Origin of the sequence: Photobacterium sp. 1_MG-2023, assembly GCF_030547945.1 — a bacterium.
Classification (GTDB): Bacteria; Pseudomonadota; Gammaproteobacteria; order Enterobacterales; family Vibrionaceae; genus Photobacterium.
The window spans coordinates 117253-138457 of the sequence record NZ_JAUORR010000009.1; the positions used below are offsets into that span (position 1 = coordinate 117253).

Sequence of the window (21205 nt, forward strand, 5' to 3'; positions counted from 1 at the left end):
TAAACCTGGTGGTTGAATATACCGCGCATTTGCGCGGTATTTTTTTATCCGGAGATGGCTGTCCAATTCATCATCACGGCGATCTGATCAGCACATCTTCGTCACCGGACCGCAATGCTTCCTGGTTTGGTTATACTCGTCGGGGTGCTGATTTCTTCGGCAACACATGGCTCAATATCAAAGAATCTGGCTTAACACCTCCAACCACTGACCATTTTTAGCGATTTCGAACATAAAACTGATGCGAATGAGTGACTAACCTTTTATCCTACGGGCAACAGAACAAAGGAAGAAAACGAAATGATCATCAAACCAAAAATTCGTGGATTCATTTGTACAACAACTCACCCTGTGGGTTGTGAAGCAAACGTCAAAGAGCAAATCGAGTACACCAAGGCCCAGCCTAAACTGGAAAACGGTCCTAAGCGTGTCCTGGTGGTCGGCTCTTCCACTGGCTACGGTCTGGCTTCCCGCATCGCTGCTGCTTTCGGCTCCGGCGCTGCAACCATTGGTGTGTTCCTGGAAAAACAGGGCACCGAGAAAAAAACTGGCTCTGCGGGCTGGTATAACTCTGCGGCATTCGACAAGTTCGCAAAAGAAGAAGGCCTGTATTCCAAGAGCTTGAATGGTGATGCTTTCTCTCATGAAATGAAGCAGAAAGTGATTGACCAGATCAAAGCGGATCTGGGTCAGATTGATATGGTGGTTTACTCACTGGCCTCTCCAGTGCGTAAAATGCCGGATTCAGGTGAACTGATCCGTTCAAGTCTGAAGCCGATGGGTGAAACCTACACGGCGACTGCAGTTGATACCAATAAAGACGTCCTGATTGAAGCCAGTATTGAACCTGCGACTGAGCAGGAAGTGGAAGATACAGTGAAAGTCATGGGCGGTCAGGACTGGGAGCTGTGGATCAACGCTCTGGCAGATGCTGGTGTTCTGGCTGAAGGCTGCAAAACAGTAGCTTACAGCTACATCGGTACAGAAATCACCTGGCCGATTTACTGGCATGGCGCACTGGGCAAAGCAAAAATGGACTTGGATCGCGCAGCAACCGAACTGAGCAACAAGTTATCTTCACTCAACGGAACTGCGAATGTGGCCGTGCTGAAGAGTGTTGTGACACAGGCGAGTGCCGCGATTCCTGTGATGCCTCTGTACATTGCGATGGTCTTCAAGAAAATGCGTGAAGAAGGTGTCCATGAAGGTTGTATGGAACAAATTTTCCGCATGTTCTCTCAGCGTCTGTACAAGGCGGATGGTTCTGCAACCGAGCTGGACAGCGAAAACCGCCTGCGTCTGGATGACTGGGAACTGCGTGAAGATATTCAGGCACATTGTACGCAGCTGTGGCCACAGGTAACTAACGACAATCTGTTCGAATTGACAGATTATCAGCTGTACAAAGACGAGTTTATGAAACTGTTCGGCTTTGGCCTGAACGGTGTGGATTACGATGCTGACGTGAACCCGGTTGTCGAGTTCGACGTTCAGGACGTGTAATTCCGAATCTGGAAATAGCGATTAAAAACCGCCTGCAAGAGGCGGTTTTTTTACACCTGAATCGGAGTGAGTGGTGAAAGCGTTCAAAAGTGAAAGCGTTAGCTTTGATTGTCTTCCGGCAGTTCAATCACGAAAGCAGCCCCTTCAATGCTGGCTTTTTCGACATAAATTCGGCCGCCATAACAAGTCACAATGTCGTGGCAGACAGACAAACCGATGCCTTGTCCGGGATTTCGCTGATCTGCACGAATGCCGCGCTGAAAAATCGCTTCCCGCATATCGTCACTGACGCCAGGGCCATCATCCTCAATCCGGATCATCAGCTTGCCCTGATGATTGCTGACACTGAGACGAATTTCGCTGATACAAAAACGGAAAGCGTTTTCGAGCAGGTTCCCCAACAGTTCCATCAGGTCATTCCGGTTGACCGGCAGGCACAGTGCTGAGCTGAACTGACGCTTCAGTGTGACCTGCTTGGTGCTGTAGATTTTCTTTAGCATGCCTTCGAAGCTTTCGACCACAGGGTTGAGCAGGGTTTTGTCTTTTTGCAGACCCTGCTGGCCCATCAGGGCACGTTTGAGTTGGTATTGCACCAGATCGTCCATCTGGCTGATTTGTTCCAGCATGCGATAGTTCAAATCGCAGCGGGGCAGGCTGTGATCGTCCAGCAATGCGTTTGCTGCTGCCAGACGGGTTTTCAGGCTGTGTGCCAGATCATCCATGGCATGGCGGTAACGGGATGTTTTATCGTTACTGATGCGGATCAGGCGGTTGAGTGACTGTGTCACGTCGTGCAATTCAGTCGGGTAATCATCATCGAGCTGATCCCGCCTGGCATCGGTGACCTGATTCAGCTGTTTTGCCAGCTTTCGGAGTGGCTGGAAGCTCCAGTGGAAGGCTGCAATTAAAAAGGCAATGGCAATCAGGACGAAAAGGCCCAGATAGAGTGCGGTGCGGTTGTGAAGCCGGGTCAGTGATTGTTCATAAGCCGTTCCGGAGCGAAGCACGATGAGCTGATATGCATTGCCGTTTTCGCGATCGCGGCTGATATCATAGGCAATATAACTTTGATTGTTATTGGATTTGACCAAAGTGGGTGTTTGCATTGCGTCTGGCAGGCTGCTGCAGATTGCATTGAGCCCGGCCAGTTTGGCTTCGTCAGACAGCCACATGGTGTTGTCGTTGCGGTCGCAAAGGACAGACATGTAGTCCGTTGCAGACGGGTCCAGAGAGTCGATCCATTTATCAACATCTTTAATCAGGCCCGCCCGGTTCAGCTGCGCCACGACCAGCGGCATTTGAGCGACCAGGTCGGTAGAATAGGCCGCCATATAGCTCTGGCTGTATAACTCGTTAATCACCCAGGCTAATGCAGAAGTGATCAGGGCGATGATCGCGATGGAGGTGATCATCACCCGGTGGCGCAGACGGGGCAGGATGGCAAGCCTCATTGTGCGGCAAGCTCAAAAATGTATCCCTGACCACGAATGGTCGAAATTGGGTTGTCCTGACCGGTCTGGCTGATTTTTTTACGCAGGCGACTGATCATGACTTCAATTGTATTCGGATCGCCTTCCTGATCTTCATAAAGCACATCGAGCAGGCGTTGCTTGGAGACCACCTGGCGGCTGTGACGCATTAGGTACTCCAGCAGTTCATATTCAAATGCGGTCAGCTCAAGCAGGTTTTCAGACACAAACACTTGCTTTGCCAGTAAATCCACACGAATTTCACCTGCAATCATTTCGGGTTTGATGAATCCTGCGCTTCGGCGAACCAATGCGCTCAGACGCGCCACGAGTTCTTCTTTCTGGAATGGCTTCACCAGATAGTCATCTGCACCGGCTTCCAGCCCCGTGACTTTGTCCTGCCAGTTAGAGCGGGCTGTCAGAATCAGGATCGGCAAGCGCAGGCCTCGGTCTCTGATTTCACGAATCAGTGAGATGCCATCGCGATCCGGCAGGCCAATATCAACAATAGCAACGTCGTTGGGGTAGTTCTCTGCGAAAAAGAGACCTTCTTCGGCAGTGTTGGCACATTGCACCTGATTCCCCAGCTCGCTGAGCTGAGTTTTCAGGTGATGACATAAAATCGGATCGTCTTCGACTATCAGGATGCGCATCATAATTCAGTTACCTGAGACAAAATAAAAGTGCAGTTTGTACCGGGAAAGCCCGTTTATAACAAAGGGTGCCGAGGGGTACAAATTGAACGGGTCAGTTATGCGAAATCATATCACTGAACGACTGAATCTTTGCTGACTCTGTCTGCGGACAGAGCCAGCGGAATCAATTGGATGTGTCTGGACTAGCTGAGGATGATGATCAGTGTTCCGGCTACGGTCAGCAGGACATTGGCAATGGCATACGTTCCCGCGTAGCCCAATGCCGGAATGGTACTGCGGGCATGTTCATTGATCATATCCATCGCGGGTGCACAGGTGCGTGCTCCGATAATGGCGCCAAAGAGCAGGGCCCGGTTCATATTCAGAACATAAGCACCGAACACATAAGCCACCATGACGGGAATCACACTGACCATCATACTGACCAGAAAGACACTCGGACCAATCTGCGCAATGGATTCAAAGAGATTCCCACCGGCACTCAGTCCAATGCCGACCATAAAGACCATTAAGCCTAGATCTTTCGCCATATTCAGGGCGCCCTGTGGCACATAGCCGAAGGTTGGGTGGTTGGCACGGAGAAAGCCAAGGGAAATACCGGCCAGTAACAGGCCTGCGGCATTACCCAGGCCAAAAGTGATCTGACCGAAGGTCATGGTAATCGAACCAAACAGCAGCCCCATGATAAAGAAGCAGCAAAAGGCCAGCAGGTCGGCAATCTGGCTGTGAATGGAGATAAAACCGATGCGCTCAGCAAGTCCGAGAACCCGGCTTTTTTCACCGCTGACTTGCAGAATGTCACCCTTGCTCAACAGGGTACTGTGATCCATAGGCATTTCGATCTGTGCGCGGACGACCCGGTTCAGAAAACAACCGTACTCAGCCAGGTTCAGTTCAGACAGGCGTTTACCGGCAATGTTATCGTTTTTGACCACGATTTCTTCTTCCGCAATCCGTAAGTCAAGCAGGTCGCGGTCAAACACTTCTTTGCCATTTCGAAAGCTGGGATCGAGCCGGGCATGGCTGTCCGGATAACCCACCAGCGCGATTTCATCCCCTTCCTGCAAAATGGCATCACCATCCGGATTCGCCAGAATGCCGTGGCGACGGACTCTTTCGATATAGCAGCCTGTCTGGCGGTAAATGCCCAGTTCACGCAGATTACGGCCATCAATCCAGTCGATCAGTTCGGGCCCAACACGATAGGCACGGATGATGGGCAGGTATACTTTGCGTTGTGCGACCTCGCCAATCCCACGTTCTTTAGCAATTTGCTGAGAGGATTCCGCAAGGTCGTGCTTTTGCAGTTTTGGCATCAGCTTGGCCAGTAAAATCAGGCTGATCAAACCAATCAGATAGGACATCGCGTAGCCAACGCTCAGGCTGTCAATCATTTCCTGCACAACCAGCGGATCAGACAGGCTGGATAATCCGCCGCTCAGGGCATCTTTAGCACCCACTAACACTGGAGTTGCCGTCAGCGAACCGGCCATCAGCCCGGTGGCCAGGCCTAAATCCAGATTCAGGTAATGTGACATCGTCAAAGTGATCGTAATTGCAGACAGCAAGACGATCAAAGCCAGCAGCAGGTAGTGCTTGCCATCGCGGAAGAATATCCCGAAAAAGTTCGGACCCGCCTGAATACCGACACAGAAGATAAAAAGCATAAAGCCAATATTTAAGGCTTCAGCATCAAAAATGAAGCCGGCATTTCCAAAAATGAGCGCGGTTATGAGTACGCCAATGGAATTACCGATTTGTAACTGAGCAATGCGGAGTTTGCCAACCGTGAGGCCAACAGCAAGTACAACGAAGAGAAGCAGAATATCATTCTGGCGAAGCAGGTCAGCGACGTCGATGTTCACAACAATTTATTTCCGGAGTCAGCGCTTTCGACTAGAGGTATGCGAAAATTTTAACGCAAAGAACTGCCCTGCGATACAGATTTATGGGAGAGCGGACACAAAAAAAGGCTGATTAAACAGCCTTTTTGTCTGAACTTCACAAATTGTAATCAAACCTGGGGGTCAGGGCTTGATATTTGACTGAGTGTCCAAAATTACTGGAACAAGCCCAGATTTTCTTTTGCGTAAGCTTCGAAATCGGTGCAGCCACCAATATGCTCTTGATCGATAAAGATTTGTGGCACAGTCTCAACTGGCTTGCCAACGGTCTTTTCCAGATCGGCTTTAGAAATGCCTTCTGCGTGAATATCCACATAACGATAGTTAAAGTCGTCACGTTCTTCTTTCAGTTTGTCGGCCAGATCTTTTGCGCGAACACAGAATGGGCAGCCTGGACGACCAAAAATAACTACGAACATAGTGTCTCTCCTTTGTCTTGTGAAGCTACTATAACGTGACTCCGTCGAGGGTGAAAGTCGGAATTATCTGTCACATCAATAGAAAAATTCGATGATTCAGGCGCGTAGCAGAGGATGATTGAATCCCTGGGGAAATGAGACAGACGAAAAAAGCCAGGCTGGTGGCCTGGCTTGTATTGGCAGTGGTCGAGTAATGCAATCAGAAATCGTAGCGGATAGCCATCGCCAGAATGTCTTCATTCCCGTCGATTTGATCCGCTTTGTACTCTGCATAGGTGCGCAGATTTTTGTTGAACTTGTAGTAAGCCGCAGCAACAAAATAGTCTTCCGCGTCTGCAGTTGTACCGGACATATCAGCTTCCAGATAGTTATAGACAGCCTGTGCGGAGAAGCCATTGCCGAAGTCGTAACCCAGAACCACTTCGTAACCGTCGTAGTCTGTGCCAGTTTCTGCACCAGATTTGTCTTTCCAGTTTTCACCCATGCTGTACAGTAGGGCTGCGTAAATGTTGTTGGCATCGTAAGCAACAGACAGCGCAGTAACTTCTGCATCATCGGTACCGTCAACACCATCACCAGAGTTGTAACCCGCACCGAATTTCACACCAACCGGCAGTGCGTAAGAGGCCGCCACACCAAAGGAAGAAGAGGTATCACCATCAACCTGAGACACTGCGTTGTTGTCCAGCTGGTAGCTTGCTTCAACAGTCAGACCACTGAATTCACCTGCATATTTCAGTACGGAGCTTGATTTACCTGTACCGAATCGGTCTGTCCCGGTACCACTTGCGTCGGCACCAAATTCTTCCAGGGTATCGGTGTAATCCGAAATCAGGGTGTAAGCGCCATACTGACGGCCATAAGTTGCTTCACCGAAATTACCGCCCAGACCCGCATAAGCTTTACGGGTTTCCAGACCTTCATCTTTAGAAGATGCATTCACTTCAGTTTCATAAACACCAACGGCATAAAGGTCGTTGTTGATTTCAGATTTTGCTTTGGCCCCAAAACGGAAGTAGCTCTGGTCGCCTTTCTCACTGTTGTCATCAGAGCTGTAGTACATGCCTACCGCACGACCGTACAGATCAACCTTGGCGCCATCCTGGTCATAAACGTTTGCGGCAGCGGCAGAGCCTGAAACGAAGGCTGTGATGAGTGCCGATGCTAAAACTGTTTTTTTCATTGTAATTCCCCTAATCGGTAAAAAGTGCATCATTGCTGTTTTGATGGGGTGCAGGATAGAAGGGGAATATGACAAAAAAATGTTGCTCAAAAGTCACTTTGATGACAATGCAGGGTTGTAAATCAAGTAGATAGATGGCTTGATAGAAAAAGTTTATTGTTCGATTCAGGCTGACAGGGCGTTTGTCCTGGTGTCATGTAACAGCAATAACCCGATTGAAACGCTCTGTGAATACTGTATGAATAGTAGAATCATCTTGAAGAAGGGATCTTATGAACCAGACCATTGAAACTTTGTTATCACACCGTTCGATTCGTCGATTTTCGGCAACGCCAATTTCGGCTGAAATGCTATCGACCATTCTGGATTGTGGCATCGCAGCTTCTTCATCGAGTTTTATTCAGTGTGTCAGCGTGATTCGGGTTGCTGATACAGAGAAGCGGGCGCAGCTCGCGCATCTGGCTGGCGATCAACCTTACGTGGCATCGGCTGCTGAATTTCTGGTGTTCTGTGCAGATTTTCACCGTCACCAGCAAATTCATCCGGAAGCACAACTGGGCTTTACTGAGCAAACACTCATTGGTGCGATTGATGCCGCGTTGATGGCGCAAAATTGTCTGACCGCAGCGGAGTCGCTTGGGCTCGGTGGCGTGTACATTGGCGGGATTCGCAATCAACCTGCGGATGTTTCTACGGTTTTGGCACTGCCAAATCATGTGATTCCGCTGTTTGGCTTATGTCTGGGTTACCCGGATCAAAACCCGGAACAAAAGCCGCGCCTGCCGCAGTCTCTGATTGTACATCAGGATGGATACCAGCATGATCTGGACCGAGATACACTGCAAAATTATGACGAAGCCGTTCGCCATTATTATCAAACCCGGACTGGTGGAACAAAAGAAATGAGCTGGTCTGAGCAAATTTCAGCAACCTTATCGAAGGAAGCCAGACCGTTCATGAAGGAATTCCTTGCAAGTAAAGGCTTTAGTACGAAGTAAGCATCAGTTAAACTATTTGAGCATTCGCTCATTTTTTGGCTTCAAATTGGATAAGTGACATCTTTCTGCTTCTTATGAAGGAGAAGTGGAGAGATGTTGTCACCGTTACAAACTTTGAGTCTGCCATTTCATATGGATTCAATGTGTGTCGCCTTATTGAAATAACTATTTATTTGCCTGATTCCTGAACAGGCAAATCAGGCATTACGGAAGTATTTATGAAAAGAACGGGCCTTTCAGCCCTGATGCTATTCTCCGCTGTATTCCTGAGTGCTTGTTCGAGCACACCTGAATTGAAAGATGCAGAAGCCTCTGTGATTTCAGAGCAGGGGGATTATCAGCGCGCAGTATCTGCTTACCGGCACTGGCAACAAGAAATCGTACAGGCGAAGGCTTTGTCGATTTACTCTCCGGATCAATATCAGACCCTGACATCAAGCTGGGACAATGCCAGCCGGATCTATCAGGAAATTACCACAGCACCAGTCATGGCTTATAAAAGCTATTCTTTGTTTTCTTCAACCACTTATCTGGAACAGTTGCATCTGGAACTGGCGCAGGTAGAACAAGCGCTGACTGAGTTGAAGGATATCCAGAAAGTTGCCGACACCGTGTTGTCGCCAGCAATCACTCAAATGAAATATCTGGATTCTCTGGAAGCCAAACAGTACTACCGGAGTGAATATACCCGGTTGTATCGCCTTTACGAAAGCTTGTTCAAGCAGGTCGAAAACGGCGATATGAATGATGCGCGTGAAGATCAGGATGAGTTCTTGTCCCGCAGCCTGAGTCTTGAAGTGAAAACGATCAAGAAAATCTATATCGCGCCGCTGGAGGCGATGATGATTGAGCTGCGACGTCTGGATGTGAAGGAGTATGCGCCGAAGAGTTACGCGCAGATTGAGCAGCGGATTGAAGCCGGTAAGGCACTGATTGACAGAACGCCCCGGGATTTTGACGCGATTCAGCAATCCACGCGCGAGATTCGCTTTGATCTTGCCCATGCGCAGCATATTTCTTTAGAAGTCCAACGATTACGTGACTTAAGTAAAGATGAATATGAATCTTATATTCTGGCGTTTGAGAATAAACTGCTGCGTATCTCAAAGGCACTGAAAGATGAAGACTGGCGGGATCAGCCAATTCCCGAGCAAGCCCGGTTGATCACCGACCATGTGGCATCTGCGAAAGCTGCTCTGACAAATCACAAGTCAGGGGATGAAATGCTGGCAGATAAAGAAAAATACATCCGTGAGCTGAATGCGCTGGTGATGAAACAGCAGCGTCAGATCAGCCAGATGCAATCGCAGCTGGAGGAACGCCGGCAGATTGCGCCACCACTGAATGTGCCATCATCAGAGCGGAAGTCAGCCTCTGATGAATCCTCCAATGCTGAATCAGCAGGATCGGCAGAGGAAACATTGCGGATTCAGTAGTCCGAGTTCCTGATGCTGATCAAAGCCGCTGCGTGATCGCAGCGGCTTTTTCGTATCGGTCTTTATCTGATTGGCATGTGGTGCTGGGAATACCTGAAAATCCGGTATGATTTGCTGTCCGTGACCTAAGTGTGTTCGTGTTTTCCCCTTCATTAACTCAGTCGTCGTTTCATTTGGAAACACTTATTGCGATTTTCAGATGTTTTAATTCTTTACATTTTCGTGGGTTTTTCTGCTTTTTTGATTAATAGCTCATTTTCTGAACGGTTCTGACGTTGTGTTCCCTACAGACATGGATTAGAATTCGCGCCGCACTACATTGCGTAAAATTTTTAATTCATATCACTTTTATTTAAATTTTCCTGTGAGGGAATAAAATGTCTACGAATTTTGCAAATCCGGCGCCGCTGGGACTGATGGGCTTCGGGATGACCACGATCCTGCTGAATATCCACAACGCAGGCTTTTTTCCGCTGGATTCTATGATCCTGGCGATGGGTATCTTTTACGGTGGTCTGGCCCAGGTTCTTGTGGGCCTGATGTGCTTTAAGCGCGGCGACACATTTGGTACGACGTCTTTCACGTCTTACGGTTTGTTCTGGCTGACGCTGGTGGGTCTGATTGTCATGCCTGAAATGGGGCTGCCTGCTTCCCCGGCGAAATTTATGGCCTGGTATCTGCTGCTGTGGGGCGTATTTACAGCTTTCCTGTTTATTGGCTCTCTAAACTACCCACGCGCGAAACAGTTTGTGTTTGCTTCACTGACAGTGCTGTTCTTCCTGCTGGCTGCACGTGACTTTACGGGGAGTGAACTGATTGGCACGATTGCTGGTTTTGAAGGCATTCTCTGTGGTGCGAGTGCGATTTACTTCGCCATGGCTCAGGTGTTGAACCATGAATTCGGCCGCACAGTGCTGCCGATTGGTGAGCGTAAAGTTGCAGACATTGAGCCGTTGAAAGCTGCTGCTTAATTCTTGATATCGTGAAAACACTGCGATATTGCCCCGCATCTTGATGCGGGGCTTTTTTGTATCTGTTCTCACAAAATTGGCAGGACGGTGACAGATGTCGGTCCGCTTAAACTTGTGAGTCCCGGCTCAGCAAGGCAACTCAGCAGATAAGGCGGGAAGGCTGGGGCCGGATAGGTGATAACGGCTTCGACCGGATGGCCGGCAAATCTTCCTGCGGTGAATGTCCCTGAACTGGACACTGTAATCTGTGTCGGCTGACGGCTGACTTTCGTGGTGCCAACAAAAAGACTTTTTGTACCATCATCCCAGACATAGTTCACATAGTGATGTCCGCCGGGTGACAATGTCAGGCAATCAGCGTTCAAATGATCGGTGAAGAGCGGGGTTGCAGACGTCGCTGATGCGACTGTATTCCCGGTACAACTCGGGAAGCTGGCTTCATTGGTCATATTGACCGGACGGGCAAGGAGGATAAGTCCCGGATTATACGATTGAGAGCCACTCCCTGAACAGGTGAAGTGAGCATCAGGCTCATTGTCTGCTGCAACAGCTTGCCCTGACGTTAGCAAGAATGAACCAGCCAGAACTGCAGATACGCATTGCATTGAAACGCTCATGGTTTGAGTTATCGACATGTCGCTTTCCTTGTGTTGTGGGGAAAAAAGCTCTCTGTATCTGATTAGGGTTATGGCAGCAGAGATGGCGCTGCGTGGTTAGGCTCTGAATTTTTGCGAGCCACTTATTAGTGTTCATTGCCATAAGAACAAGGAATCAGACGCGTGAAAGTTATATGTGTGCTGATGCTTATTTTTTGACCGTTTTATTTGTCAGTGGAGACTGAAATTTCACCTATCCCGAAATGCTCAGATTTCCGTTCTGGTGATTAAAATTGCCGTTTCAATCTTGAAATATAGAGTTGTGTTCAGGAAATCATTGTCATGGTCGCTATGATGATTTGTCTGAGAATAAAAACAGGGTGCTGTTTGGGCAGCATACCGATGAATCTGAACTGACAGGAGAACTTCAATTGGGAATCTGGATCGTACTGGGCCTTGTGGTCGTTGCTGTCATCGCAGCGATTTCTGTTTACAACGGCCTTATTGCTAAGAAAAATCAGGTAGAAAATGCTGAGGCATCGATTGATGTGATGCTGAAAAAGCGTTTTGACCTGATTCCAAATATGGTGGAGAGCGTGAAAGCTTATATGGCGCATGAATCTTCACTACTTCAGGAATTAACAGCGCTCCGGACTCAGGTGCAACAAGACGGTTTGTCCGGCGAAAAGAAAATTTCACTGGATAAGCAATTGAACACGGCCATGTCCCGGTTCAATATTGCGGTTGAAAATTATCCGGATCTGAAAGCCAGTGAAAACTTTGTGATGTTACAGCGCACTATCAATGAAGCAGAAGAGCAAATTTCAGCCGCGCGTCGGGCGTACAATGCTTCAGTTACTGATTTGAATAACGCGATTGAAATGTTTCCTTCCAGTCTATTTGCCAGCCGAATGAACTTGAAACAGCGTGAGTTGTTCGACATTCCGGAGCAGGAAAGACAAAACATCAATGTTGGCCAACTGTTTCACAAATAATCGGGAGCGTCATGGAAGCTGCAATCGAATCCAGCGACAATCTGGATAAACTCAAAATACTCTTTGATACCAAATTGAAAGATCAGCTTCAGGACTTAGATAAGATCCGTAAAGAAGCTGTGAAACGTTGCTTTCTCTCTGTGATTCCAATTCTGGCCAGCCTGTTGATGGCGCTTCATTCCGCGAGAATGGGGGACAGCAGTGGGTTGATCATTCTTTGGCTTCCCGGCCTTGTGTTCCTTGTGATGTATTACTATGTTTCTCTGAAATGGAAAGTTTACCGGGACGCTTATAAAACACAGGTGGTCGGAAAACTGTTGAAATCATTTAACGACAGTTTTGAGTACTCACCAAAGGATCATATTTCCCCCGAAAAATATAAAAGCAGTGGTTTGTATTACGGGCATTATGATCGCTACCGTGGGGAAGATTACGTACGAGGGGTTCTGGGAAAAACCGCGATAGAGTTTTCAGAACTTCATACCCAGTATAAGTCCACGTCAACGGATTCTAAGGGGAATACACGAACGACCTGGCATACTATTTTTAAAGGGCTGCTGTTTATTGCTGACGCCAATAAACATTTCAAGGGTAAAACTTATATCACGCCTGACAGTGAAGGTTTCTGGTCTTTGGTCGGAAAATCGTTGAATAATCTGTTGGGGGGAAGTGTTTTTGGTGACCGTGTTGCGATGGAGGACCCTGAGTTTGAACGCCATTTTGAAGTGTATAGCAATGATCAGGTTGAGGCGCGTTATCTGATTTCGACTTCACTGATGGAGCGCTTGGTTGCTTTCAGGAAAGAAGCCAACGCAAAAGTGGCGTTAGCCTTCGTCGGGGACAGCATACACATTGGGATTCCATCGCGAAAAGCGTACTTTGAACCTAAGTTGTTTCAGTCTGCAGCCAATTTTGATGTCGTGAAAGATATTTATCAGGATTTGGATTTTATCACCGGGATCGTCGAAGATTTGGCCCTCAATACTCGAATCTGGACTAAAGCCTGATCATCCGAAAACTCAGCATGAAAAAAGGGAGGCGTGGCCTCCCTTTGTCTGTCTGGATATGCTGATTTAGCAGATCACTTTAATCGCCAGACCACCCTGAGACGTTTCACGGTATTTGGCGTTCATGTCTTTACCGGTTTCCAGCATGGTCTCAATCACTTTGTCCAGAGACACGCGTGGCTCAGAAGCACGGCGCAGCGCCATCCGGGATGCGTTGATCGATTTCACTGCCGCAATACCGTTTCGCTCGATACAAGGCACCTGTACCTGACCGGCAACAGGGTCACACGTCAGACCCAGGTTGTGCTCCATTGCGATTTCAGCTGCCATACAGACCTGCTCCGGGCTCGCGCCCATCAGCTCTGCAAGGCCAGCTGCTGCCATAGAACAGGCAACACCGACTTCACCCTGACAACCCACTTCAGCGCCAGAAATCGAAGCATTGCGCTTGTACAGGCCACCGATAGCACCGGAAGCTGCGAAGTAGCGCAGATATTCTTTCTCGCCAACGGGCTGGATGAACTTGTCATAATAAGCCAGAACAGCAGGAATGATGCCGCAGGCACCATTCGTTGGTGCGGTTACCACACGGCCACCGGCTGCGTTTTCTTCATTCACTGCAAAAGCGTACATGTTGACCCAGTCAACCACAGTCATCGGATCGTTGTTCGTCCGCTCTGAAGTAATCAGTTGCTGGCGCAGTGCAGCCGCACGGCGTGGCACGCGCAGTGGGCCAGGCAGAATGCCTTCTTCGTTCATCCCACGGTCCATACAATCCTGCATGGTTTTCCAGATACGGGAGAAGTAATCTTTAATTTCTTCTTCAGAGTGCATTGCACGCTGGTTTGCCATCACCACAGAACTGATTGAACGGCCTTGTTCTTTACAGTGCTGAACCAGCTCTTGTGCTGAGGTGAAGTAGTAAGGCACTTTGACTTCGGATTCTTCATCTTTGCCGAAGTTTTCTTCATCAACGATGAAGCCACCGCCAATAGAATAATAAGTTTTGCTGTGAATTTTCTCGTCGCCTGCCCAGGCGTGAATGCTCATGCCATTTTCATGCAGTGACAGGTTGGTGTTATGAAAATTCATCCCGCCATCGCGAGGGAAATCAACAGTGTGAATGTTGCCAGCAATAGGAAGACGCTCGGTTTCGCCAACGCTGGCGATAAAGCCGGGAATGCTGTCGATATCCACAGTTTCAGGGCTATTGCCTGCCAGTCCCATGATGATAGCAATGTCGGTATGGTGGCCTTTACCTGTCAGAGACAATGAACCATACACATCAACTGTGATTTTCGTCACGTCGTTGATTTTGCCCATCTCACGCAGGTCGTCGACAAACTCTTTACCTGCTTTCATCGGACCTACGGTGTGTGAACTGGAAGGACCCACACCAATTTTGAAGATATCAAAAATACTGATCATGCGTAGTACCTCAGTCGGGGAAGCGATCTTGCTTCGGCCCAAGACTGTTATCTTTTTATGAACTCCCGCCCCTTCCTTGGCGAGTATAGTCAAAACAAAAGAGCAGGTGCTGAAAGCTCCCCTGCTCTTAAGTATCGGTTCTTTTACGTATTTTGTCAGTAAGGCTGTACAGGCGAATGTTTAGAAGAACAAGCCGTACAGAATGGCTGAAATCGCAATCAGACCCATGAGTGTGACAAATACGTTGCTTACTGCGCCTTTGTACTTCTGCATTGCAGGCACTTTATGGACTGCATACATTGGCATCAGGAACAAGATGGTCGCAATAATCGGGCCGCCTAAAGTTTCAATCATTCCCAGGATGCTAGGATTAATCGCCGCGACCAACCAGATAGTTGCAATCATGAAGACAACAGTAAATTTGTCAATCTTCTTTTCGTTAACTTGCTTACCAAACGACTTTAATTGTTTAGAAACCAAGCCATTCAAACCTTCACGAGCGCCCAGGTAATGACCGAAGAAGGAAGACACGATGGCAACAAAAGCAACGATTGGGCCCAGATACGAGATGAACGGACTTTCATGCTTGTTCGCCAGATAAGACAGAATGGCCAGATTTTGTTCTTTCGCTTCAGCCAGATCCTGTGGGGTCAGGCTGAGTACACAAGAGAAGACGAAGAACATCACGAAACCCAGCAGCATCATCGCTGAGCGTGCCAGAATACGGGACGCTTTTTCTTCTGCGTTTTCACCATGGTCACGTGCTTGCGCCTGAGAGAATGCAGAAATAATCGGGCTGTGGTTGAACGAGAACACCAGTACCGGAATGGTGATCCACAGCGTGATGGCAAAGTCTCCCAGTGAAGGGACTGTCTCCAGACTGACGGAAGCCAGATTCCATTCAGGGATTAGGTACACCGACATGAACAGCAAAATCGCAACCAGCGGGTAAACCAGAAACTGAGTGACTTTCAGCATCAGTCTCTCGCCTGCGATCATCACAGACATCATGCCCAGAATCAGGATGATAGACAGCAGCCAGCGTGGCATGGATGCCATACCCAACTGGTTCACCATGAAAGAATCAACCGTGTTGGTAATGCCAACACCGTAAATCAGCACGATCGGGTAAATCGCAAAGAAGTAGAGCAGGGTGATTAATGTACCGGCGCCGCGGCCAAAATGTTCTTCAACCACTTCGGTGATGTCGCTGCCTGGCTTGTTGGAAGACAGGACGAAGCGGGACAGGCCACGGTGTGCAAAAAAGGTCATTGGGCCAACCAGAATAGTCATGGCCAGCAGGGGCCAGAAACCACTCATACCTGCGTTAATGGGCAGGAACAGGATACCGGCACCGACCGCTGTACCAAACAGCGAGAGTACCCAAGTGGTATCCTGCTTCGTCCAGCGGCTTTTGGGAGCCGCTGCAACAGATGCAGTTTTTGTTTGCATAATATAATCCAAATTGAATAGGGAACAGGAACGGGCGTATTTTCCCCTGATTTGGAGCACGAAAAAATGATCTGTGAAAAAACAAGCGCACTATTTAACATTTGTTGCAAGAAAATGAGATGTTGATCACCAAAACTTTTTTCAGTTTGTTTCTGGGTGGTGAAACAAACAGCAGTTTCGCGGAAGAATGAGAATTATTGAGACCCTTCAATCCATATTTGGTGTGACAAAGCTTTGACGATCTGTGCTGTGGCCCCCCAGATGGAGTAATCCCGATATGGGATAGCATAGATCGTGTGAAATTTACCACGGAAAATGAACTGTTGTGTCCGCATGTTGCGGGGATCGAGCAGGAAAGCGAGTGGCACTTCAAAGAGACTGTCGACTTCGTTAGGGTCAATCACAGGCCTGTATGTTGGTGTGACTGTCGCTAAGAAAGGCGTGACCAGATAACCACTTAAGGTCGGCAGGGTCGGTAACTGACCGAGGACGTCTTTTTTTTCGCACAGAATACCGGTTTCTTCCTGAGTTTCCCGGATGGCGGTGTACATGAGCTCACCATCTTGTGTTTCGTAACGGCCGCCTGGGAAAGCAACCTGGCCGGGATGGTGTTTCAGATGGCGTGCGCGCTGGGTCAGAATCACATGATAGCCGTCATGACGTGCCACAAGCGGGATCATCACTGCTGCGGGTTTGAAACGACTCCTGTCGGGTAACAGCTGTTTGATGCGTCGGTGGTGACTTCGATCATACTGACCCGGTTGGGCCAGTAAAAAACGACTGAGCAGATGATGCTGTGCAAGCATAGATGGTGACCTGATTGCGCCCCCCTCCCGGCGTTTTGTTGAGGGGTTGTTACAAGATTGGCAGAATTTTACTCAGCTTGTCCAGTGTTTCCTGATATTCACTGGCCGCATCGCTGTCTGCCACCACGCCGCCACCCGCCCAGGCAAAGATCTGGTTTTGCTCAGTGATCAGGGTGCGGATAGTAATGCTGGTGTCCATCCGGCCACACCGGCTGATGTAACCAATACTGCCGCAATAGACGCTGCGACGATGGGGCTCCAGCGCTTCAATAATTTCCATCGCCCGTACTTTCGGTGCGCCTGTGATGGAACCACCGGGGAAGCAGGCTTTCAGTAGATCCGCGGCACTGTGTTTCGCCGGGTCGAGTTCAGCGGTAACTGTGCTGACCAGATGATGCACGGCCGGAAAGCTTTCAATCGCAAACAGGCTTGGCACACGGACTGAACCTGGGATGGCCACCCGGCCAATGTCGTTGCGCAGCAGGTCGACGATCATCAGGTTTTCCGCCCGATCTTTTTCTGCCCGAGACAAAGCTTCTGCATTCGCCTGATCCTGAGCCGGATCGGCTGATCGTGGCCGGGTGCCTTTGATCGGTTTGGTTTCAATCTGGCGTTGGTTCAGTTTCAGAAAACGCTCCGGCGAGACGGACAGAACGGCGTTGTCCCGTAAGCGGATAAATGCAGAAAAAGGCGCACCATTGGATTGTTCGAGTTTCTGATAGGCTTGCCACTCATCCCCATGGTATCGGGCCTGAAAGCGTTGGGCCAGATTGATCTGATAACAGTCGCCGGCTTTGAGATAGTCTTGGACCTGATTAAATTTCGAGGTGTAGTTGTCCACCGTCATGTTCGCCTGCCATTCCGATGTTAAAGCGAACGCCGGTGAAGCCTGAGCAGGCGCGTGTTGTTGATTCAGCCAGTGCAGTCGTTCAGTTGTGTCCGGGGCAACCAGTGTCAGCCGCTGCAGGTGATGATCTGCAATCAGCGCCCAGTTATAAAGGCCAACGGCCATCTCAGGTGCCTGAATATCCTGCATCGCCAATGAAGGCATTTTCTCTACCTGCCGCCCCAGGTCGTAAGCAAAATAGCCCAGCGCGCCCCCCACAAAAGGTAAGTCGGCAACGGTGTCAGTCTCAGGCAGTAAGGCCTGCTGCAGCTCGTTCAGCAGTGCAAAAGGGTCTTGCTGCCGGATGTCCTGATTGCCATCACGATCGGTGATCGTGTTCATCTGCCCCCGGGATTCCAGAGTCGCAATCGGGTCTGCGACTAAAATGTCGTAGCGATTGTCCGGATGTCCTTCAGCAGCAGAGCGCAGCAGCATGGCCCATGGCTGAGCAGATAAGGGTTCGAACCAGCTCAGGAGAGCATCCTTGCGATAGTCCAGTTGTTCAACCTGAAGTTGAGAGGCAGCAGAATATTTCATTTTCTTTTTTGTGACAGGTGTTCGATTGGCGCATAGCGCGAGATTGCGGGCAAGAGTATCATAAACCCAGAAATGAATACGACGCCTGTTAAACGACTTTGATTCGTATCACTGACGATTCTGCTCAGGAAACTGGTCTGCTTCTGACACCCTACCGAACTTTGTCCGGGCCAGGCTCTTCATCGATCAGGCGCGTATACAACGACAATAAGCAACGAGGCAATTATGACCGTCATCCGTAAAGAAGATGTGATTAGCAGTGTGGCCGATGCGCTGCAATACATTTCCTACTACCACCCGCTGGATTTTGTGCAGGCGCTGGAAAAGGCTTACCACAAAGAGCAGAGCCAGGCTGCGAAAGATGCTATGGCGCAGATTCTGATCAACTCCCGCATGTCTGCGGAAGGTCATCGTCCGATTTGTCAGGACACCGGTATCGTGACCTGTTTCGTGAAAATCGGGATGAATGTTCAGTGGGACAGCGATTTGACCGTTCAGGAAATGATCGATGAAGGCGTGCGTCAGGCCTATAACAACCCGGTCAACCCACTGCGTGCTTCTGTGGTGGCAGATCCTGCAGGTAAACGCATTAACACGAAAGATAACGCGCCGGCTGTGGTTCATATTGATATGGTACCGGGCAATCAGGTTGAAATTCAGCTGGCGGCCAAGGGTGGCGGTTCTGAAAACAAAACCAAGATGGTGATGCTCAATCCATCGGACGATATTGCTGAATGGGTTGAGAAGACAGTACCGCTGATGGGGGCTGGCTGGTGTCCGCCGGGTATGCTGGGTATCGGCATTGGTGGTACGGCTGAAAAAGCTGCGGTACTGGCAAAAGAGTCGCTGATGGAGCCGGTTGATATTCAGGAGCTTCAGGCGCGTGGTCCGCAGAATGCGGAAGAAGAACTGCGTCTGGATATCTTTAATCGTGTCAACAAGTTGGGTATTGGGGCGCAGGGCCTGGGCGGCCTGACCACAGTGCTGGATGTCAAAATCAAAACGGCACCGACCCATGCAGCCTCAAAACCTGTATGTCTGATCCCGAATTGTGCGGCAACCCGTCACGTGCATTTCACACTGGATGGAAACGGCCCGGCTGAGCTGACGCCGCCGAAGCTGGAAGACTGGCCGGAAGTGACCTGGGAAGTCGGTCAGAATACACGTCGCGTGAACCTGGATAACATCACCAAAGCAGAAATTCAGGAATGGAAATCCGGTGAGACAGTACTGCTGTCCGGTAAGATTCTGACTGGCCGCGATGCGGCGCACAAACGTATTCAGGAAATGCTGAATAACGGTCAGGGTCTGCCGGAAGGGGTCGACTTTACCAATCGCTTTATTTACTACGTCGGTCCGGTGGATGCTGTGGGTGATGAAGTGGTTGGCCCTGCTGGCCCGACAACCTCCACGCGGATGGATAAATTTACCGACATGATGCTGGCAGACACCGGCCTGATTGGCATGATTGGTAAAGCTGAGCGTGGTCCGGTTGCAATCGAATCGATCAAAAACCATAAAGCGGTCTACCTGATGGCTGTGGGTGGTGCGGCGTATCTGGTGGCGAAAGCGATCAAGAAATCACGCGTTGTGGCATTTGAAGATCTGGGCATGGAAGCAATCTACGAATTCGAAGTTCAGGATATGCCTGTGACGGTCGCCGTAGATTCAGATGGCGTGAATGCGCATCAGACGGGTCCGGATATCTGGAAAGTCAACATTGCTGAAATGGATGCCTGATTGGTGACCTTTCTATCAGTCTGAAATATTTTGAAATACAAAGGAGCTGGAAGGCTCCTTTTTTTTCACGCTGATGTCATCTTTGATTAAGGTGTTCACCAATAAAATGGCATTTTTTTGCTATACAACGTGTCGTGAAGTACATAATGAAGAAAAACGTCATCACCAGATGGAGAGACAACCCATGAGGTTCACTGTGTTGGCTCTGTGTTTGTCGGCAGTCATGCTGACGGGCTGCGGAGAGAAAACGAAGACTGTGCCAGAACCCGCCTCAAGGCCGGTGAAGCTGATGGCCGTTGAAGTCGGGGAAAGCCAGAGTTACCGGACATTTCCTGCACAGGTGCAAGCGGGCGACAAAGCTGTCCTGGCGTTTCGGGTTTCAGGCATGCTGGAAAGTGTGGCAGTCCTGGATGGTCAGGAAGTCAAAAAAGGGCAGCGTCTTGCGCAATTGAAAACGGATGAATTCAAGTTGCTGGTTGAACAGGCGAAAGCCAATTACCGGCTGGCGAATGTGCAGTACCAACGTAATCGTGAACTGCTGAAAACAAATGTTGTTTCTGAGCTGGATTTCGACCAGTCCAAGGCCGCGCGCAATCAGGCCAAAGCTGAGCTGGACAAGCAGGAAGCCAATCTGAGATATGCTACCTTGCTTGCGCCCTACAATGGCACGGTTTCTATTTCGATGGTGAACAACTTCGAGTACGTTTCGGCCAAGCAGCCTGTGATGCACATTCAGAGTGAAGGTTTGCTCAGTATCACTTTTCAGTTGCCTCAGCAGCTCTTGTCACGTCTGCGTGCGGGGGACGATAGAATGGCCCGGGTTATTTTTGACACGCTGCCGGATGAAGAGTTTGAAGCGCGTCTGAAAGAAATCGATACTGAGGCGGATACCAAAACGTCCAGTTTCCAGATTACGCTGACGATGGAAAAACCGGTCGGTCAGAATTTGCTGCCGGGTATGGCGGCTCAGGTCAGAATCGCACTGCCACATACAGGCGCAGGAGCGCTGCCGGAACGGGCTGTGATGCATGAAGCCGGGAAAACCTATGTGTGGCAAGTCGCAGAGAATGGCGCTGTCAGCAAGGTTGAAGTTGAACTGAATGACAGTTTCCGTGTGATTCGCGGGCTGGAAGATGGCGCAATGATTGCCACTTCCGGTGTGGCTGAACTGAAAGAAGGTCAGGTCGTTCGAGAATGGGTGAAGGAGCGGGGACTGTAA

Annotated in this window: 19 protein-coding genes; 9 read left to right on the top strand and 10 right to left on the bottom strand. The window is 49.4% G+C overall.

What is annotated here, in order from left to right; genetic code table 11:
* Window positions 1-8 precede the first annotated feature (8 nt).
* The gene (locus Q4579_RS10315) at window positions 9-221 is read left to right on the top strand and encodes a hypothetical protein (protein WP_303563777.1); all 213 of its coding nucleotides are present in this window, start codon (window positions 9-11) and stop codon (window positions 219-221) included.
* Window positions 222-300: 79 nt separating this feature from the next.
* A complete protein-coding gene (gene fabV / locus Q4579_RS10320; protein WP_303563779.1) occupies window positions 301-1503 on the top strand; it encodes an enoyl-ACP reductase FabV in 1203 nt (400 codons plus the stop codon).
* A 98-nt stretch (window positions 1504-1601) separates the two neighbouring features.
* Here fabV and Q4579_RS10325 read toward each other — a convergent pair whose 3' ends face one another.
* The 5 genes from Q4579_RS10325 to Q4579_RS10345 form a co-directional block, all read right to left on the bottom strand.
* The gene (locus tag Q4579_RS10325) at window positions 1602-2954 is read right to left on the bottom strand and encodes an ATP-binding protein (protein ID WP_303563781.1); all 1353 of its coding nucleotides are present in this window, start codon (window positions 2952-2954) and stop codon (window positions 1602-1604) included.
* Window positions 2951-3625 (bottom strand): response regulator, encoded by a 675-nt coding sequence (locus Q4579_RS10330; protein ID WP_211649769.1) that lies wholly within the window; start codon window positions 3623-3625, stop codon window positions 2951-2953. The genes Q4579_RS10325 and Q4579_RS10330 overlap by 4 nt, the downstream gene beginning before the upstream one ends.
* 185 nt (window positions 3626-3810) lie before the next feature.
* Window positions 3811-5493 (bottom strand): aspartate:alanine antiporter, encoded by a 1683-nt coding sequence (locus tag Q4579_RS10335; RefSeq protein ID WP_303563786.1) that lies wholly within the window; start codon window positions 5491-5493, stop codon window positions 3811-3813.
* A gap of 194 nt (window positions 5494-5687) precedes the next feature.
* The gene (locus Q4579_RS10340; protein WP_211645554.1) at window positions 5688-5951 is read right to left on the bottom strand and encodes a GrxA family glutaredoxin; all 264 of its coding nucleotides are present in this window, start codon (window positions 5949-5951) and stop codon (window positions 5688-5690) included.
* Window positions 5952-6150: 199 nt separating this feature from the next.
* Complete coding sequence (locus tag Q4579_RS10345) at window positions 6151-7134, bottom strand: porin (RefSeq protein ID WP_303563788.1); 984 nt, start codon at window positions 7132-7134, stop codon at window positions 6151-6153.
* A 272-nt stretch (window positions 7135-7406) separates the two neighbouring features.
* On the opposite strand from Q4579_RS10345, the gene nfsA reads away from it, so the two are divergent.
* From nfsA to Q4579_RS10360, 3 genes are all read left to right on the top strand, one after another.
* Entirely contained in the window at window positions 7407-8132 is a 726-nt protein-coding gene (nfsA, locus tag Q4579_RS10350) for an oxygen-insensitive NADPH nitroreductase (protein WP_303563789.1), read from the top strand.
* A gap of 218 nt (window positions 8133-8350) precedes the next feature.
* Entirely contained in the window at window positions 8351-9568 is a 1218-nt protein-coding gene (locus Q4579_RS10355; RefSeq protein ID WP_303563791.1) for a hypothetical protein, read from the top strand.
* Window positions 9569-9945: 377 nt separating this feature from the next.
* Window positions 9946-10539 carry an acetate uptake transporter gene (locus Q4579_RS10360; protein ID WP_303563793.1) on the top strand — a complete coding sequence of 198 codons (594 nt, stop codon included), beginning with the start codon at window positions 9946-9948 and terminating at the stop codon, window positions 10537-10539.
* A gap of 68 nt (window positions 10540-10607) precedes the next feature.
* Here Q4579_RS10360 and Q4579_RS10365 read toward each other — a convergent pair whose 3' ends face one another.
* Window positions 10608-11174, bottom strand: coding sequence for a hypothetical protein (locus Q4579_RS10365; RefSeq protein WP_303563794.1), 567 nt, complete (start codon window positions 11172-11174; stop codon window positions 10608-10610).
* A gap of 392 nt (window positions 11175-11566) precedes the next feature.
* Between Q4579_RS10365 and Q4579_RS10370 the strand changes: the two genes are divergently transcribed.
* Window positions 11567-12130, top strand: coding sequence for a LemA family protein (locus Q4579_RS10370; protein ID WP_303563795.1), 564 nt, complete (start codon window positions 11567-11569; stop codon window positions 12128-12130).
* Between the two features lie 119 nt (window positions 12131-12249).
* Entirely contained in the window at window positions 12250-13137 is an 888-nt protein-coding gene (locus Q4579_RS10375) for a DUF3137 domain-containing protein (protein ID WP_303563798.1), read from the top strand.
* 66 nt (window positions 13138-13203) lie between these two features.
* Here the strand turns inward: Q4579_RS10375 and Q4579_RS10380 are convergent, their stop codons facing one another.
* From Q4579_RS10380 to pabB, 4 genes are all read right to left on the bottom strand, one after another.
* On the bottom strand, window positions 13204-14565 hold the full coding sequence (locus tag Q4579_RS10380; RefSeq protein ID WP_303563799.1) for an L-serine ammonia-lyase: 1362 nt from the start codon (window positions 14563-14565) through the stop codon (window positions 13204-13206).
* Between the two features lie 180 nt (window positions 14566-14745).
* On the bottom strand, window positions 14746-16017 hold the full coding sequence (locus Q4579_RS10385; protein WP_303563801.1) for an HAAAP family serine/threonine permease: 1272 nt from the start codon (window positions 16015-16017) through the stop codon (window positions 14746-14748).
* A gap of 194 nt (window positions 16018-16211) precedes the next feature.
* Complete coding sequence (locus Q4579_RS10390) at window positions 16212-16823, bottom strand: CoA pyrophosphatase (RefSeq protein ID WP_303563803.1); 612 nt, start codon at window positions 16821-16823, stop codon at window positions 16212-16214.
* Between the two features lie 49 nt (window positions 16824-16872).
* Complete coding sequence (gene pabB / locus Q4579_RS10395) at window positions 16873-18246, bottom strand: aminodeoxychorismate synthase component 1 (protein WP_303563805.1); 1374 nt, start codon at window positions 18244-18246, stop codon at window positions 16873-16875.
* Window positions 18247-18471: 225 nt separating this feature from the next.
* Here pabB and Q4579_RS10400 point away from each other — a divergent pair, with 225 nt between their 5' ends.
* A complete protein-coding gene (locus Q4579_RS10400; RefSeq protein WP_303563807.1) occupies window positions 18472-19986 on the top strand; it encodes a fumarate hydratase in 1515 nt (504 codons plus the stop codon).
* Between the two features lie 184 nt (window positions 19987-20170).
* A complete protein-coding gene (locus Q4579_RS10405; protein WP_303563810.1) occupies window positions 20171-21205 on the top strand; it encodes an efflux RND transporter periplasmic adaptor subunit in 1035 nt (344 codons plus the stop codon).